This is a genomic window from Corynebacterium sp. KPL4072, from assembly GCF_037908395.1.
In the GTDB taxonomy this organism is placed as follows: domain Bacteria; phylum Actinomycetota; class Actinomycetes; order Mycobacteriales; family Mycobacteriaceae; genus Corynebacterium; species Corynebacterium kefirresidentii.
On sequence record NZ_JBBMGE010000001.1, the window covers coordinates 141,635 to 159,094 of the forward strand.

The window sequence follows — 17,460 nt, forward strand, 5'->3', positions numbered from 1 at the left end:
TCGCATGCTTTCCACCACTGGAAGTCCGGGATTCGAAGAAAGGGGGTTGCGGGGAGACATGGCTATTGAAAACCTAAATTATGACGTGGCTGATAATCACGGCCATGTGCCTGTCATGCGCGAGCGCATGGCCGATCTCCTGCGCCCCCAAGTAGAAACGGCGGGGGATAATGCCGTGCTTGTTGACGCCACCTTGGGCGCCGGCGGCCACACCCGCTATTTTCTAGAAGCTTTCCCCAATGTCCGAGTGATTGGCGTAGACCGCGATCAGCAGGCGCTGCGCAACGCAACCGAACGTCTAGCTCCTTATGGCGATCGCTTCATTGGCGTCAACGCTCGCTTTGATGAGTTGGGCAGTGCCATTGCGGAAGGCGAGGGCTATAACTTTGATCTGGCCCGCAGCGTTGGCCTTGCGGGAGCCCTCTTTGACCTTGGCGTTTCTTCGATGCAGCTCGATCAGGCGGATCGCGGATTCGCGTACAAGACGGACGCACCGCTGGATATGCGTATGGATCCCTCGCAGGGGATTACTGCGGCGGATGTGCTCAACACCTATTCGCACGGTGATTTGGCTCGGATCCTCAAGACCTATGGCGATGAGCGTTTTGCCGGGAAAATTGCCTCGGCTGTACTGAAGGAGCGCGGTAAGGAGCCTTTCACTAACTCCGCGCGCTTAGTTGAGCTGCTTTACGACGCCATTCCGGCCGCGACCCGGCGTACAGGGGGACACCCCGCGAAGCGCACCTTTCAAGCCTTGCGCGTCGAGGTCAACCGCGAGTTGGAGGCTATCGAAAATGTGCTGCCGGTTACTACCCAAGCACTATCGGTAGGAGGCCGTGCCGTATTTATGAGTTACCAGTCCTTGGAAGACCGCATCGTGAAGGCGGCCTTTAAAGAATTGACCACGTCCACAACTCCGGCCGGACTGCCAATGGACCTTCCTGGCACCGCGCCGAAATTCACAATCGTGACGCGAGGCGCGGAAAAGGCCTCCGAAGAGGAGATTGCAGAAAATTCCCGGGCCGCGTCGGTGCGTGTTCGTGCCATCGAAAGGCTCGAGGGAATGCCAGAATTTCTACCGCCGGGAGGCAGGCCATGAGCACAATCCCACGTCGAAACCACCTAAAGACTGACAGCCGCGACAGAGAGGCCACTCGCACCATGGGCGCCAGCCGAGACTTCACCACCGGAATCGATACCGGAGCCCCGACGGCGCTGCGTGAGCGTCCCAGCACGAAGCGTGCCCCGAGCCGCACCCGGGTGCCGCACCGCAGCCGCAGCACGAACCGCCTGGGATCGAAGCAGGTTGTTAGCTTCCGCGGCCGGCAGCTGCAGCCGCAGACTAAGAAGAGCGGGCTGTTTGCCCGCCTGTCTGTCATCGCGCTTACGCTTCTCATCGTCGGCGTAGCTGTGGCAATGTGGCTGTCCGGTTTGTCTACCAAGCAAACCTTTGCCATCCAACAGCTCACCGTTCAGGATTCCCAACTGGATAACCAGATTGAAACCCTCAACCGTGATGCAGAAAATCTCAGCTCTTCTGCAGACATCGCGCGCCGTGCGGATGAAATGGGCATGGCCATTCCTAAGCAGCCAGGTATTGCGGAAGTTGGCGGCGATGGAAAGATCGTCGATAAGCGCGAAGGCACCCCGGATACGGAAAAGCTTATTGACGTAAACGGAGAACCTATCCGCCCCGGCCAAGCTTCCAGCGACCCGAAGGATACTGAAGGCCTCTCGGATTCCTTAAACGCCGTGCCGCAAGGCCAACAGCGCACCACCCGCGGCGGTGATGCCGGGAATACCGGCGCCGCGCAGGATGACGCGCGCCCCAACCTTCCCGCACGTGCGCCGTACGCCAGCCGCGCCGAGTAGCCGGAGTAGCTAGGAAAGAATATTCGGTGAAAATGATGATGCTCGCGCGTGGTGGCGCGGGCATTCTGACTTTTGTAGGGCACAATCAATACACGCAAGAAATTGTGGCGGAAATAGGGAAGGTGACATTGGACTGTGACTACGCCAAGTAGGGCTAGGCGCCGCCCGCGCCGCACCACCAGCTCCGCGGTGCCGCAAAAGAAGCTGATGCGCAAGCGTCTGCGCATTATCGTCTCCGTGGTGCTCGTGGCTATGGTTGTCCTTGTCGGCCGACTAGCCTGGGTGCAGCTCGTATGGGGTCCGGACCTTTCCGCCAAGGCCGTAACTCAGCGCGAGCGCGTCTATATTGAGCCGGCCCGTAGGGGAGAGATTTTAGACCGCGACGGCCAGCGCTTGGCTTATACGATGAAGTCTCGGTCCTTGACCGTCTCACCTACTCGTCTGCGCGATGAGCTAAAAGACAAGGCCGAAATCGAGGCCCAGAATGACGGCTCGACTGAGGGTATGGACGATAAGAAGCTCGATAGCTTCCTCAACCAGAAAATGGAGGAGACCCTCAAAGACATGGCGGAGGGAATCCCGAAGATGATTGAGGATTCGGGAGCTTCGACCTCCAAGGTGGAAAAGGAAGACATTCTTAATAAGCTCAAGGCCGATACCCAATACGAGGTATTGGTGCGCAATGTCGATCCGGATGTAGCCGTAGAGATTTCCAATAAGTACCACGGAGTGGCAGCGGACCGGCAAGACATTCGCCAGTACCCCAATGGCGCTATTGGGGAGAATGTCGTGGGCAAGGTATCCATGGATGGCCATGGCCAATTTGGCTTCGAGGCCGCGCGCGATACGGAACTAACCGGCATTGACGGCCAGTCAACCGAGGACGTATCCGCGGATGGCCAGGTTATCCCCGGCACGCTCCGTGATGTCGTTGATACCGTTGATGGCCGCGATGTCACCCTCACCCTCGATTTGGACCTGCAGACTTATGTGCAGCAAAAGCTGGAGAAGGCCAAGGCCAACTCCAAGGCTTCTGGCGCGGAGGCTGTGGTCCTTGATGCTGCGACCGGCCAAGTTCTCGCCATGGCCAATACCGATACCGTAGATCCCAACAAGAATATTGAGGATCAGCTCGATGAGGGCAAAGACTTTGAAAACCACAGCGTCTCGCACCCTTATGAGCCAGGCTCTGTAGCCAAGGTGGTTACCGCTGCTGCCGCATTGCAAGAGGGAGTGACCACCCCGGACGAGGTGCACCAGGTTCCGGGATCCATCGATATGGCGGGTGTGACCGTTAACGATGCGTGGCAGCACGGCACCGAGCCCTATACAACGACCGGCATCTTTGGTAAATCCTCCAATGTGGGCACCTTGATGCTTGCCGATAAATTGGGCCAAGAAAAGTACGCGAAGTACTTGGAAAAGTTTGGTTTGGGTAATACCACCGGCGTAGAACTACCGAATGAATCTGCCGGTAGCGTGCCGGACCTGGAGCAATGGTCCGGCGGCACCTTCGCCAACCTGCCCATTGGTCAGGGCCAGTCCTGGACCACCTTGCAGATGGCGAGCGTGTACCAAACATTGGCAAATGGCGGCGAGCGCATCGAGCCGCGCATCATTGACTCTGTGAAGGGGCCAGACGGCAAGGAAGAAAAGCTGGAGGAGCCAAAAAAGACCCAGGTGATAAGCCCTGAAACCGCCAAGACAACGGTGGATATGTTCCGGGCCGTCTTCCAAGACGATGACGCTGGCCTGCAAAATGGCACGGCCGGTAATGCGCAACTCAAGGGTTATCAGCTCTCCGGCAAGACTGGTACAGCTCAAAAGGTCGATCCGAATACCGGGGCCTATTCGAACTCCGCCTATTGGATCACCTTTGCCGGTATCGCACCGGCCGATGATCCGCGCTTCGTCGTTGCCGTCATGTTGGATGAACCCAAATCCGGTGTGGAGGACAATGGAGGCGGCGGCCAATCGGCAGCGCCGATTTTCCGAGACATCGCCTCCTGGCTGCTCAACCGTGACAATATTCCGACTTCGAAACCAGCACCGCGGCTGACCCTGCGGGCACAATAGGAGCTTAGTATGACCGTTTCATTGGATACTCTCGCCCAGCTTTCTGGCGGGCGCGTCATTGGTGATGCCTCCGTGGAGGTCTCCGCGTGCGGGCTGGATTCTTCCCGTCTGCCTGAGGGCGCGCTTTTTGCCGCCCTGCCGGGCACACGTGCACACGGCGCGCAGTTCGCCCGCGATACTAAGGCTGCGGCTGTGCTTACCGACGCCGCCGGACTCGACCTGCTCAGCCGGGCCCAAGAAACCCGCCCCATTGTGGTGGTGGACGATATTCGTGCCGTGCTCGGTCCGATTTCCGCTGAAATTTATGGCCACCCCACCCGGGAACTGACGGTCATTGGCGTCACCGGTACCTCCGGCAAGACCACCACGAGCTACCTGCTTGAAGCTGGTCTGCTCCATGCTGGGCATTCCGTGGGGCTTATCGGTACCACCGGTACTCGTATTAACCGCACCCCGGTTCCTACCTCGCTTACTACTCCCGAGGCACCTACCTTGCAAGAGCTATTCGCGCGCATGAAAAGCGAGGGCGTCACCCACGTGGTGATGGAGGTATCTTCGCATGCACTGGAGTTGGGACGCGTGCGCGGAACCCGGTTTGCCGTGGGCGGGTTTACGAATTTAAGCCAGGATCACCTGGATTTTCACCCCACCATGGAGGACTACTTTGAAGCTAAGGCCAAGCTCTTTGCTGGGGAACAGGCGGCCGAGCAGGCTGTAATCTGCCTCGATGATGAGTGGGGCGGGCGCATGCGCGGCGTCGCCGAGAGCGCTGGCCACCCCGTAACCACGGTGGCCACTCAGGGGGCTGCGGCCACGATTTCTGCGCACCAAACCGCCACCGAGGCTACCGGCGCCCAAGAGGTCGCCTTGAACTATGACGGTGCCGATTTCTCCTTCCGGTTGCCACTGCCTGGCGAGTTCAATATCGCCAATGCCTGTTTGGCGCTGGGCATGGCCGTAGCGGTAGGAGAGGAGCCGGCGGAGTTCCTCTCGGGCGTGGAAAAGGTCGCTGTTCCCGGCCGTATGGAGCGCATCGACCGCGGCCAAGACTTTGTGGCCGTGGTGGACTATGCCCATAAGCCGGCAGCTATCGCCGCGGTGCTTGATACTCTGCGCGGCCAACTAGAAGGAACCAAGGGGCGCGTCGGCATCGTCGTCGGTGCCGGCGGAGACCGTGATAGCTCAAAACGCCCCATCATGGGCGCTGCCGCGGCCACCCGCGCTGACCTCACTGTGGTCACCGATGACAACCCACGCTCTGAGGACCCTGCCACTATTCGTGCTGCGGTGGTGGACGGTGCACGCGAAGCCGCGCCCCAGGGCGATATTCGTGAGGTAGGTTCTCGTGCCCGTGCCATCGATGAAGTCGTTGACTGGGCCGAGCCAGGCGATGCCGTCATCGTCGTCGGCAAGGGCCACGAGGCGGGCCAGCTTATTAACGGGAAAACCTTGCACTTTGATGACCGCGAAGAAATGGCACGCGCCATCGAGGAGAAACTGGCCGGAACCCTACAGCGCGATACCCTTAGGGATGCGAAGGAGTAGTCATGATTCCACTTTCTATTGCCGATATTGCCGAAATCACCGGGGGCAGCCTCGATTGCGTTTCCGACCCAGATCAGCGCGTTACCGGGTTCATCGAATTCGATTCCCGGAAGGTAACCAAAGGTGGGTTGTTTCTAGCCCTGCCCGGCGCCCGAGTGGATGGCCACGATTATGCGGAAAAGGCCATTGAGCAGGGCGCTGTAGCGGTGCTTGCCGCGCGGCCGGTCGGCGTTCCGGCGGTCGTCGTCAAGCCTCAAGGCCGCGTTACCGGTGATGCTGCGAACGCGGATATCTATGCTCACGACGAGGACGGCTCTGCCGCTGCGGTTGTCCAGGCGCTGTCCGATATTGCCAGGGAAGTCACCCGCCGCCTGACCGCGGAGCAGGGCCTAGAGATAGTCGGTGTGACCGGCTCAGCCGGAAAGACCTCCACCAAGGACCTGCTGGCCACTATTTTCCGCGCAGAGGGCGATACCGTTGCCCCTCCTGGTTCCTTTAATAACGAGGTCGGTCTGCCCTATACCGCTTTGCGCTGTGATGAGCACACTCGCTTCCTTGTTGCCGAAATGTCTGCCCGCGGAATTGGCCATATCCGCCACCTGACAACTATTACCGCACCCACCGTGGGCGTAGTGCTCAACGTCGGCACCGCTCACCTAGGCGAGTTTGGCTCGCGTGAAAACATCGCCCAAGCCAAAGGCGAGCTTGTGGAGGCCCTGCCCTCGGCCGCTGAGGGCGGGGTCGCTGTGCTCAATGCCGATGATCCCTTTGTCGCCGGCATGGCGCCACGCACCTCAGCAAAGGTGGTTTACTACTCGGCAAATAAGCCGCCGGCTGCCGACGCCCAGTACTACGCCAGTGAAATCCAGCTCGATGATGTGGCCCGCCCCTCGTTCGTGCTGCATGCGCCGGGCACAGACCCGCTTCCAGTAAAACTGCAGGTCTTTGGCCGGCACCAAGTATCTAATGCTTTGGCAGCGGCGGCCGCAGCCATTGAATCAGGCATGGACCCGCAGGTGGTAGCCAGCGCGCTATCGGGGCACCAAAATGCCTCCGAACACCGCATGGACGTACGCACCCGCCGCGATGGAGTCACCACCATCGATGACTCCTATAATGCCAATCCCGATTCCATGCACGCGGCGATTGCCGCGCTGGCCTATACCTCAGCCGCCCGTCCGGATGCCCGTGCCATCGCCGTGCTCGGTGAGATGGGAGAACTCGGCGGCGAAGCGGTGGCTGCCCACCGCACATTGGGCGAGGTCCTTTCCAAATACCACGTTGGCTACCTCGTGGCCGTGGGAGATAACGAGAATATGAGGGCGATGGTCGAGGCCGCACGGGCGCAGGGTATAAATACTACTATCAGCCCAGATGTTGACACCGCTGCGGCGGCGGTCGAAGACATCATTAGGGTAGCGCCTGCCGGCATCGAAGACTGGGCGGAGCGCGAGGCCAAAGACGTTGTCCTCATCAAGTCATCGAATGCCCAGCGCCTGTGGCGCGTGGCAGAAAAGCTCAATCGCCATTAGTCCTCAGTACAAGGAGAAAGACCTCTAGCAATGACTCAGATCATTATCGCGGGCATCCTCAGCTTCCTCGTCGCGATTTTTACCACTCCCATGTTGGTCCGCTATTTTTCCGGCGTAGGCAAGGGGCAGGAAATCCGTGAGGACGGGCCACAGCTGCACCTACGCAAGCGCGGCACCCCAACTATGGGCGGACTGGCGATTTTGCTCGCCATCACTGTGGCCTACCTTGTGGTGGGCATTTACGCCCGCGTGACGGGCAACGGTGGCTTTAGCCCCTCCGGTCTCTTGGTCTACTTCCTCACCATGGGCTTGGGCGGACTGGGCTTTGCCGATGACTTCATCAAGCTGTTTAAAAAGCGTAACCTCGGCCTCAATAAGACCGCCAAGCTGGTAGGTCAACTAGCCGTCGCGCTTATCTTCGGCATCTTGGCACTGCAGTTCCCCGATGCACACGGCTTGACCCCGGCGTCGACAAACCTGTCCTTCGTCCGCGATTTTGACACCTTCGATATCGCCGTAGGCGGCGCCATTATCGGCACCATCGTTTTCTTGGTCTTTCTCTATCTACTCATCGCGGCGTGGTCGAATGCCGTAAACCTCACCGACGGCCTCGACGGCTTGGCCGCCGGCACCACTGCGATGGTCATGGGAGCCTACGCGCTCATTTCCTTCTGGCAGTTCCGCAATTCTTGCGCGGCGTCGCCTGCGGCGGGGTGCTATGAGGTCCGTGATCCACTCGACCTCGCCGTGCTGGCTGCAGCTGGCCTGGGCGGTTGCTTGGGCTTTTTGTGGTGGAATGCCGCACCGGCGAAAATCTTTATGGGCGATACCGGCTCACTAGCACTCGGTGGTCTCGTCGCTGGCCTGTCCGTGACCACCCGTACCGAGCTGCTCATGATCATCATCGGCGCCATCTTCGTTATTGAGACGGTCTCCGTGGTTATCCAGATCATCGTCTTCCGCAGCACCGGAAAGCGCTTTTTCCGCATGGCGCCCATCCACCATCACTTTGAAAACGGTGGCTGGGCAGAGACCGCCGTGGTCACTCGCTTTTGGTTGCTCAGCGCCATGGCCGCCATTGCCGGCGTATGCATCTTTTATGGTGACTGGCTGTCCGCGGTCGGTTTTAGTTCTTAAGACTCACGCCTTCTAGTTTTATCGAGGAAAGAGGAAAAACAGATGACCGAGTTGCCATCCTCCTTGCGCGGTCGCGTGCTCGTGGCTGGGGCGGGAGTATCCGGGCGCGGTTGCGTCGCTATGCTCACCAGACTCGGCGTGGATACTACCGTGACAGATTCCAACGAAGATGCTCTAGAGGCGTTGGCGGAGGACTACGGCGTAGCTACGGTTTCCGTTGACTCCGCTGCCCAAAGCGAGTTTGACCTCGTGATTACCTCGCCCGGCTGGCGTCCTGACTCGCCTTTGTTGGTTGCTTTTCAGAACGCTGGGGTAGAGGTGATCGGCGATGTGGAGCTTGCCTATCGCTTGGACCGATCCGGCGTCTTCGGGGCACCGCGCACCTGGTTAGTGGTCACCGGAACTAACGGCAAAACCACCACCACCGGAATGTTGGCCCAGATTATGCAGGCCGATGCCGAGCGCACCGGCAAGCGCGCACTGGCGGTGGGCAATATTGGCGTTTCGCTTTTCGACGCCCTCACCGCCACCCCTCGCGTCGACGTCCTTTGTGCCGAGCTTTCTTCTTTCCAGCTGCACTGGTCTAGCCAGTTGCGCCCAGATGTGGGCGTGCTGTTGAACTTGGCAGAAGACCACCTCGATTGGCATGGCTCGTTCGACGCTTATGCGCAGGCCAAAGCCAAGGTGCTCGACGGCCAAGCCGCCGTCGTGGGCAAGGACGATGCCGCGGCGGTGCGCTACGCCGAGAATACAGCTAATCTATACGGCTTTACCGCCGCTGAACCTGCAGAGGGGGAGGTAGGCGTAAGCGCCGGCCGCCTTCTCTCTCGGCTCACCCAGGAGCGGGAGGATCTCGCTTCCGCCGAGGGTATCGAGCCCGCTGGCTTGGCAGGAGTCTTGGACGCTGCAGCCGCAGCAAGCGTCGCGCGCTTGGCAGGCGCTAGCCCGCGCTCCATCGCGCAGGGGCTGGCAGCGTATACCGTCGCCGGGCACCGTGGCGCTGTGATTCATGAGCATTCCGGCATCAGTTTCATCGATAACTCCAAGGCCACCAATCCACACGCAGCGGATGCAGCGCTAAAAGGGCTCAATTCCGTTGTATGGATTGCCGGCGGGCAGTTGAAGGGGGCGGAGGTAGACGGGCTCGTCGCCAAGCACGCCGCCCTTATCAAGGCCGCGGTAGTTCTCGGCGCGGATAGGCAAGAAATCGCCCAGGCACTGGCCGAACACGCACCACATGCACCTGTAGACGTTATCGAAAGCAACGACCCTGCCGCGGCCATGAATGCAGCGGTGGATGCTGCACTGCAACACGCCGAAGCCGGGGATACCGTCCTTTTGGCACCGGCTGCGGCATCGTTGGATATGTATACCGGCATGGCTCAACGCGGTGACTTCTTTGCCGCAGCCGCGCGGGAGCTCACCCGTGACTAGAGCTTGATATTGAAGATCAGGAGAACATATGATGGCCACCTCCCAGCAGCGCCCGCGCTCCAAGAGCTTTGGCGACCGCGTTCGTGAGCTGCGCGAGCAAGCCCGCCAGCAGGCCGGCCTAGATTACCAGCTGTTGCGCTTTATCATTTTCACGCTCGTGGGCATTGGTGTGCTCATGGTCTTTTCCTCTTCAATGGCCACGTCATTGACCGAGGACGGCGGGGTGTGGAACCAGGCGCTACGGCAGTGCGTCATGGTGTTTTTTGGTCTCCTTGCCTTTTGGCTGGGCCTGCAGGTCTCGCCACATACTTTGCGCAAATGCGTGCCGTGGATCGTGGGTCTTTCTATTATTTTGCTCATTGCGGTGCTCATCCCCGGTGTAGGCACCGGCCGTGAAGAGGTGGGTTCGCAGTCGTGGATTTACCTCGGTCCGTTTTCCTTGCAGCCCTCGGAGCTCGCGCGCATTGCCGTAGGCATGTTTGGTGCGAGCGTCCTGGCCGACAAGGAACACAAATCCATGAAGCTTTCTGACCCCTTCATGATGTATTCCTTTATTTCTGCAGGAATGTTTTTGCTCATCGTCGGTCAAGGGGACATGGGCATGGCGCTGTCCTTCGCCATCGTGGTGGTCTTTACCCTCATTTTCGCCGGCGTTGACTGGAGAGTCCCCGCAACGATCGGCGTTGCCGCGGTCTTGGGGTTGATCGGGATTTTCTTGAAAGGCGGTTTCCGCTCGAATCGCTTCCACACCTATTTCGACGCCTTGTTGGGCAATATCTCCGATACTCAAGGCACTGGTTTCCAGTCTTATCAGGGCTTTCTCTCGCTTGCCGACGGCGGCTTCTGGGGCGTTGGTATCGGCCAATCCCGCGCCAAGTGGTTCTACCTGCCAGAGGCGAAGAATGACTTTATTTACGCCATCGTGGGTGAGGAGCTTGGCTGGTGGGGCGGCGCGCTCGTTATCTTCCTCTTTGCCGCTTTGGGATATGTGGGCCTGCGCACCGCGATGCGGGCACAGAATCAGTTCCAATCTTTGCTCGCCGCCTCGTTGACCATCGGTGTGGTTACCCAGGCCTTCGTCAATATTGGCTATGTCATTGGCCTGCTGCCAGTGACCGGTATTCAGCTGCCCATGATCTCCGCCGGCGGTACCGCGGCGATTATCACCATCGGTTCGATGGGCGTGCTGTGCAATGTAGCGCGCCACGAGCCGATGCAGATTTCCGCAATGCAGAACTTTGGCCGCCCGTTTTTTGATCGCCTCTTTTTCATCGGCGAGCCGCAGCCGGTGTCTAAGCCGAAAAAGAAGCAGCGGGGGCGTCACGCCCGCCCGCAGGAGCCACGCTCCCGTGTGCGCGAAGAGCAATTTGGTCGCCCGGTGACTGGAAGCGGCCGCCGCTATCCGCGCGCCGAGCGCCGCTATCGATAGGTGGCGCTGGTAGCCTTTAGGCTATGAATTCCACGCCTATTTCCGTCGTCATTGCAGGTGGCGGCACTGCCGGACACATTGAACCCGCCCTTGCCGTGGGCGAAGCTTTGCGTGAGCGCCACGGCGCTCGCATCACTGCTCTCGGTACCGAAAAGGGCCTTGAGCGCGATATCATTCCCGCCCGAGGCGTGGACCTTAGACTGATTACCCCCGTGCCGATTCCGCGCAAAATCAACGCGCAGCTTTTCAAGCTACCGTTTAACCTCTCCCGCGCGGTGAGGGAGGCCAAGCAGGTACTCAAGGACGTCGAAGCAGACGTTGTCTTTGGCACCGGCGGCTACGTGGCCGGCCCAGCCTATATTGCTGCGGGTTCCCTCGGGATCCCGTTCTATGTTTTGGAAACCAATGCCTTAGCCGGAATCGCCAATAAGCTCGGCGTGAAAATGGGCGGCATCGGCCTCAACGCCCACCCGGACTCCGGAATGCCGGGTGAGGTCGTGGGCATTCCCGTGCGCCCGAGCTTGGCGGAGGACCCGGAGGGGACCCTTGCTGCAGGCGCGCGCACCAAGTGGAACTTGGCCGAGCTTCCCACCGTCCTCATTACTGGTGGCTCCCAAGGCGCAGCCAGCATCAACCGCGCGGTTGCTGGGGCAGTGGAAGACCTAGCCAAGGACTTCCAGCTCCTGCATGCTTATGGCAAGAAGAATGAAGAGCCCGCAGCACATCCGAACTACGCTGCTTTGCCGTATATCGAGGATATGGGCTCGGCCCTTGCGGTAGCCGATCTCGTCGTATGTCGCTCCGGTGCTATGACCGTTGCCGAAGTATCTGCCGCAGGGCTGCCAGCGATTTACGTGCCGTTGCCGCATGGTAACGGTGAACAAGCGCTCAATTCCCGTGAAGTGGTCGAGGCGGGCGCTGCCATCCAGATTCCCGATGCGGAGCTGACCCCTGAGCGTCTTATCTCTGAGGTGCGCGGCATTCTCGATGACCCTAAACGTCTAGCATCGATGACGCATGCCGCCGCCCACGCCAGCGCCGGCGACGTGGCCAATACCATCGCAGACCGCATCGCTGCCCGCGTGTCCGAGGCCGAAACCGCCGCCGGAAGGAAGGAAAAGTAAATGACTGATCCCGCACACTACGATCTCCACCGCGTTCACCTTATCGGCATTGGTGGCTCTGGCATGTCGGGGCTGGCGCGAATTCTTGCCACGCGCGGCGCCGTGGTTACCGGTTCCGATGTAAAAGACTCCACCCCGGTGGAGGTGCTGCGCACCATGGGCGCGAAGATCGCCATCGGGCACGCTGCCGAAAACCTGCGCCTATCGGGTGAACTGCCGACCGTCGTGGTGACTTCCTTCGCTGCCATTCCGCAAGACAATCCGGAGCTAGTAGCCGCGCAGGAAAACGATATCCCCGTCATCCGCCGCTCCGATTTGCTCTCCGCATTGATGGAAGGCCACAAGCAGGTATTGCTAGCCGGCACGCACGGCAAAACGTCCACTACGTCGATGACCGTGAGTGCGATGCAACACGCAGGTCTCGATCCTTCCTTTGCCATCGGCGGCCAGCTCAATCGCGCGGGCACCAACGCCCACGGCGGCACCGGTGAGGCCTTTGTCGCCGAGGCTGATGAATCCGATGCCTCCCTGCTGCGCTACAGCCCCGATGTTGCGGTGCTGACGACCATCGAGCCCGATCACCTCGACTTCTTCCACAGCGAGGAGGCTTACTTCAAGGTCTTCGATGACTTTGCTGGCCTGGTCACCCCAGATACCGGCTATCTTGTTGTCTGCGCCGAGGATGAGCACGCCGCCCAAGCAGGCGAGCGTGCGCAGGAGCGCGGCATCAACGTCGTGGCCTATGGCGCAGCGGACAAGTCTTTTACCTCTACCGTGCCGCTGGCCGCTGAGCTGGAACGCGAGGAGACCACCGCTGAAGGGATGGACACCACCGTAAAGGTTAACCTTCCTGGCATCTCTGAAACTGTGCGCTACGAGCTGCAGATCCCGGGACACCACATGGTGCTTAACTCGATGGGTGCCTTGTTGGCTGGTGTGCTTTCCGGTGGCGCCCCGGCTGCCATTGCTGAGGGATTGGCTGATTTTAGCGGTGTGCGCCGGCGCTTTGAGTACCGGGGGAGCGTCGACAAGCAGGGAAAGCCCGTGCGCGTCTTTGATGACTATGCGCACCATCCCACCGAGGTTGCTGCAGTTCTGCGCGCCGCTCGGGCAAAGGTTGAGGCCGAAGGCCACGGCGGCCGTGTCATCGCCTGCTTCCAGCCGCACCTGTACTCGCGCACCATGGAATTCGACGCCGAGTTTGCCCAAGCGCTCTCGCTTGCCGACGCCGCCGTAGTCCTCGACATCTACGGCGCGCGCGAACAACCCGTGGAGGGAATTACCTCCCGCATCATTACCGATAAGATGCCAAGCGACATGCAGGTCATCTTCGAACCAGATTTTTCTGCCGCTGCCCGCGACGTTGTTTCGCTCGTAGAACCTGGCGATGTCGTGCTGACCATCGGTGCTGGCTCGGTAACTATGGTCGCGGCAGAAATTCTCGATGAATTGCGGGCGAGCTAGTGCGCGTATCCACCAAGCTCATTGCCGGGATCAGCGCAGTTGTCGTTGTCGTAGCCTTGATCATTGCCGTTGTAGTATGGACGGTGCCCATCTTAAAAGTCCGCCATTTTCAGGTGGAAGGTACCCAGCAGCTTGATGCCGCGCAGGTAGAGGAGGCCGCTGGGGTTGCCGAAGGAGAAAACCTCCTGCGCGTAGATGCAGGCAAGGCAGCCTCCGGTGTTGCTGGATTGGATTGGGTTGATTCGGTAACTGTCTCGCGCGATTTTCCCTCCACCTTGACTATCAATGTGGAAGAACACAAGGCTGTGGCTTTTGTAAAGCGCGATAATAAGCCTTTCCTGATTGATGATAAGGGCGAGGAATTTACCTCCGCGGAGCCTCCCGCCGGCGCGGTTGAGGTTACTGGTTCTGTTGATAGCGGCTCCCGCCAAACCCAAGACGCGGTGCGCGCGATCGCTGCGTTATCGGATGATCTGCGCAACCAAGTAGGAACCCTTGATGTGGCCGATGAATACTCGCTCGTCTTTACCACTAAGGATGGCCGCCGCGTCTTTTGGGGTGCGAGCGACTCCAATGATGATGACAAGGCGCGTGCCTTTGCCACCGTGTTGAAGATGGAAGGTCGCGAGTGGAATATTTCCAACCCTGAGTTGGTGACCACCCGCGGATAGGGGACGGGTGCCCCCGGACGCATTTTTTACCCTTCTGTGGTCCCTGCAGCGCCGCTTAAGCGCGTGCGCTGCAGGGGCCTTTTTCTCTGGCACCAATGTGGGGCGGATGGTGCGGGTGTGACTAACAAAACCGCAGGTGAACAACCCTAAAGTGCAACTTGAGGGTCTCGACACGCGCAAAATGTGCGTGAAAATTACACGGCTGTCGTTAAAGATGGAAAGGAACGCGATTCGTTCTCGGCGGACCGCATTACATTCCTCGTTTAATGCACGTGCAGACTTAAAGTAGCGAAAGGTGAGACCAACTCACATGATCTCTTCCAATAACAATCTCGCGGATATCAAGGTCGTCGGCGTCGGCGGTGGCGGCGTCAACGCCGTCAACCGCATGATCGAAGAAGGCCTCAAGGGCGTTCAGTTCGTCGCCATCAACACTGACTCTCAGGCCCTCATCTTCTCTGATGCCGATACCAAGCTGGATATCGGCCGCGAGGCCACCCGTGGCCTCGGTGCCGGCGCTAATCCTGAGGTGGGCAAGACCTCCGCAGAAGATCATAAGTCCGAAATCGAAGACGCCCTGCAAGGCTCCGATATGGTCTTCGTGACTGCTGGCGAAGGCGGCGGTACCGGCACCGGTGCCGCTCCGGTTGTGGCATCCATCGCGAAGAAGATGGGCGCGTTGACCGTGGGCGTTGTCACCCGTCCGTTCAAGTTCGAGGGTGCCCGCCGTACCCGCCAGGCTATGGCCGGCATCGAAGAGCTGCGTGAGGTATGCGATACGCTTATCGTTATTCCGAATGACCGCCTGATGCAGCTCGGTGGGGAAGAGCTTTCCATTGTTGAGGCTTTCCGCGCCGCCGATGAGGTGCTGCACAATGGTGTGCAGGGTATTACCAATCTGATCACCATCCCAGGCATGATCAACGTCGACTTTGCCGACGTCCGCTCCGTCATGTCCGACGCCGGCTCTGCCCTGATGGGCATCGGCTCTGCCCGCGGCGATAATCGCGCCATGACCGCTGCCGAGCAGGCCATTAATTCCCCGCTATTGGAATCGACGATGGAAGGCGCCAAGGGCGTGCTGTTGTCCATCGCCGGCGGCTCCGACCTTGGCCTGCACGAGGTTAATGCCGCGGCTTCCATGGTGGAGGAGCGCGCTGACGAAGACGTCAACCTTATCTTCGGTACCATCATCGATGACACCTTGGGTGATGAAATCCGCATCACCATCATTGCCACCGGCTTTGATGCCGAGGCCAATATGACCCAGGCCGCTGCACAACCGCAGAAGCAGCAGGAACAGCGCAAGCCAGGGTCCCTTTTTGACAATCGCCAGCGCGCGGCCGCAGAGCCCGTCACCCCGGCTCCGGCACAGCCTGGTGCGGCCGAGCCGGTACAAGATGATTACTCCCCGCGCCACTCCTACGAGCCGCGTGCCGGCCAGGAGCGGGAGCGCTACACCCCAGAGTGCCCTGCCGAGGAGCGCCGCCCAGAATCTACCGGTCTGTTCACCAATTCTGACCGTTTCTCCCGCGAGGAGCGTCGTGATGACTACCGTTTGTCTCGCCCATCCCAGCGCCGCGATGATGATGGCGACGACGATCTGGACGTGCCTTCCTTCATGCGCTAAGCGCAAAGCGCTACGCTGGTGTGCATGCCAGTAAACGAGGAACATCGCACCAAACGCCCCGTCCGCATGGTCTTTACCAGCCGTGCCGGCGGGGCGTCTGCTATTCCATATGACTCTTTTAACCTAGGGCTCCATGTCGGCGATGACCCCGCCGCGGTTGCTGCAAATCGCGACCGCTTAAAGCGCGTGACCGGCGTGGACGATATCGTGTGGATGGAACAGCTACACACCAATACAGTCACCGTTATCGATGGTCCACAGGATGAACCTGTGCCAGCCACCGACGCGATTGTCACCACGCAGCGCCGCCTTGGGCTGGGCGTCCTTGTTGCAGATTGCACGCCGGTTCTGTTTGTCGACGTCGCCGCTGGTGTCATCGCCGCCGCCCACGCTGGCCGCTTGGGCGCCCGCAACGGCATCATCGTCAATACCGTGCGCGAAATGGAGAAACTCGGCGCTCAGCCCGAGCGCATCCAGGTGGTTATGGGACCAGCTGCCTCCGGCAAAAACTACGAGGTGCCGAAAGAGATGGCTGAGGATGTAGAACGTCGGCTGCCCGGTTCGAAGACGCGGACGTCGAAAGGAACCTGGGGAATTGACGTTCGCGCAGGTTTGATCCGCCAGCTCATGGGCCTCGGCATCACCGCGATTGAATCCGATCCGCGCTGCACAATTGAAGACGAAAATTTCTTTTCCTATCGCCGCGAAGGCACTACCGGCCGCCAGGCCGGGCTGATCTGGTTGGAGGCTAACTAATGGCAGACCGTAAAGCACAGCTACGAGAAAATCTCGCCGCTACTCGAGCTGAGATTGAACGGCTATCGGCGCAAGCAGACCGCAAGCCCCCGCAGCTACTGCCGGTGACGAAGTTTCATCGAGCTGCGGATATCGCCCTACTTGCTGAACTCGGGGTTAGTGACGTTGCCGAAAACCGGGAGCAAGAAGCTCGCGCCAAAGCTGCCGAATTGCCACAGCTGCGTTTCCATATGATCGGCCAGATCCAGACCAAAAAGGCCAATCACGTGGCTCGTTGGGCGGCCAGCGTTCATTCGCTTGATTCCCTCAAACTTGCTCAGGCTTTGGAACGGGGCGTCGCCTTGGCAAAGGAACGAGGGGAACGCGAGAGCAACCTGCCGGTCTTTGTCCAAGTGTCTGCCGATGGCGATGACGCTCGCGGAGGCGTTTCTCGCCACGCGCTCGACGAGCTCGTCGAAGCAGTAGAAGGAAGCGAACACCTCGACTTCGCTGGCCTCATGGTAGTCCCGCCCCTCGACGCCGATGCGGGCGAGGTCTTTCGCGGTGTGCGAGATGAGGTCGACCGGCTATCTGCCGCGCTGAAGCGCCCGCTGAAATTGTCTGCTGGAATGAGCGCGGACATGGCCGAAGCAATTGCTGCGGGCAGCGATATCGTGCGTGTCGGAACCAGTATCATGGGGCCGCGGCCAGTAGGTTGAAAGCATTGCAAAAGCGCATTTCACAGCGTAAATCACATGAGTCACACTAGACACATTTTGCGCGTTTAGACTTGTACAAATTTAGGTCAGAG

At 59.7% G+C, this 17,460-nt stretch carries 14 protein-coding genes; all 14 read left to right on the forward strand.

The features are described 5' to 3' along the window. Positions 1-58 precede the first annotated feature (58 nt). A complete protein-coding gene (gene rsmH / locus WMP97_RS00660; protein ID WP_432417961.1) occupies positions 59-1,099 on the forward strand; it encodes a 16S rRNA (cytosine(1402)-N(4))-methyltransferase RsmH in 1,041 nt (346 codons plus the stop codon). Beyond that, positions 1,096-1,872, forward strand: a complete 777-nt coding sequence (locus tag WMP97_RS00665) for a hypothetical protein (RefSeq protein WP_259825123.1) — start codon at positions 1,096-1,098, stop codon at positions 1,870-1,872. Before rsmH ends, WMP97_RS00665 begins: the two co-directional genes overlap by 4 nt. Positions 1,873-2,079: 207 nt before the next feature. Continuing rightward, positions 2,080-3,948, forward strand: a complete 1,869-nt coding sequence (locus WMP97_RS00670) for a peptidoglycan D,D-transpeptidase FtsI family protein (RefSeq protein ID WP_034655422.1) — start codon at positions 2,080-2,082, stop codon at positions 3,946-3,948. A 9-nt stretch (positions 3,949-3,957) separates the two neighbouring features. After that, entirely contained in the window at positions 3,958-5,493 is a 1,536-nt protein-coding gene (locus WMP97_RS00675) for a UDP-N-acetylmuramoyl-L-alanyl-D-glutamate--2,6-diaminopimelate ligase (RefSeq protein ID WP_301715600.1), read from the forward strand. 2 nt (positions 5,494-5,495) lie between these two features. Further along, positions 5,496-7,025, forward strand: coding sequence for a UDP-N-acetylmuramoyl-tripeptide--D-alanyl-D-alanine ligase (locus tag WMP97_RS00680; RefSeq protein ID WP_340439619.1), 1,530 nt, complete (start codon positions 5,496-5,498; stop codon positions 7,023-7,025). A 30-nt stretch (positions 7,026-7,055) separates the two neighbouring features. After that, a complete protein-coding gene (mraY, locus tag WMP97_RS00685) occupies positions 7,056-8,162 on the forward strand; it encodes a phospho-N-acetylmuramoyl-pentapeptide-transferase (protein ID WP_340439620.1) in 1,107 nt (368 codons plus the stop codon). A 42-nt stretch (positions 8,163-8,204) separates the two neighbouring features. Beyond that, positions 8,205-9,596 (forward strand): UDP-N-acetylmuramoyl-L-alanine--D-glutamate ligase, encoded by a 1,392-nt coding sequence (gene murD / locus WMP97_RS00690; protein ID WP_340439621.1) that lies wholly within the window; start codon positions 8,205-8,207, stop codon positions 9,594-9,596. A gap of 28 nt (positions 9,597-9,624) precedes the next feature. Then, the gene (locus WMP97_RS00695; RefSeq protein ID WP_248099881.1) at positions 9,625-11,025 is read left to right on the forward strand and encodes an FtsW/RodA/SpoVE family cell cycle protein; all 1,401 of its coding nucleotides are present in this window, start codon (positions 9,625-9,627) and stop codon (positions 11,023-11,025) included. Between the two features lie 23 nt (positions 11,026-11,048). Next, the gene (murG, locus tag WMP97_RS00700) at positions 11,049-12,149 is read left to right on the forward strand and encodes an undecaprenyldiphospho-muramoylpentapeptide beta-N-acetylglucosaminyltransferase (RefSeq protein ID WP_301715604.1); all 1,101 of its coding nucleotides are present in this window, start codon (positions 11,049-11,051) and stop codon (positions 12,147-12,149) included. Further along, positions 12,150-13,613 carry a UDP-N-acetylmuramate--L-alanine ligase gene (gene murC / locus WMP97_RS00705; protein ID WP_340439622.1) on the forward strand — a complete coding sequence of 488 codons (1,464 nt, stop codon included), beginning with the start codon at positions 12,150-12,152 and terminating at the stop codon, positions 13,611-13,613. Then, positions 13,613-14,284, forward strand: a complete 672-nt coding sequence (locus WMP97_RS00710) for a cell division protein FtsQ/DivIB (RefSeq protein WP_340439623.1) — start codon at positions 13,613-13,615, stop codon at positions 14,282-14,284. Before murC ends, WMP97_RS00710 begins: the two co-directional genes overlap by 1 nt. Positions 14,285-14,594: 310 nt before the next feature. Further along, positions 14,595-15,914, forward strand: a complete 1,320-nt coding sequence (gene ftsZ, locus WMP97_RS00715; RefSeq protein ID WP_340439624.1) for a cell division protein FtsZ — start codon at positions 14,595-14,597, stop codon at positions 15,912-15,914. 24 nt (positions 15,915-15,938) lie between these two features. Next, positions 15,939-16,670: a peptidoglycan editing factor PgeF gene (gene pgeF, locus WMP97_RS00720; protein WP_340439625.1), complete on the forward strand. Its 732-nt coding sequence runs from the start codon at positions 15,939-15,941 to the stop codon at positions 16,668-16,670. Beyond that, on the forward strand, positions 16,670-17,368 hold the full coding sequence (locus tag WMP97_RS00725) for a YggS family pyridoxal phosphate-dependent enzyme (RefSeq protein WP_340439626.1): 699 nt from the start codon (positions 16,670-16,672) through the stop codon (positions 17,366-17,368). Before pgeF ends, WMP97_RS00725 begins: the two co-directional genes overlap by 1 nt. Positions 17,369-17,460 lie beyond the last annotated feature (92 nt).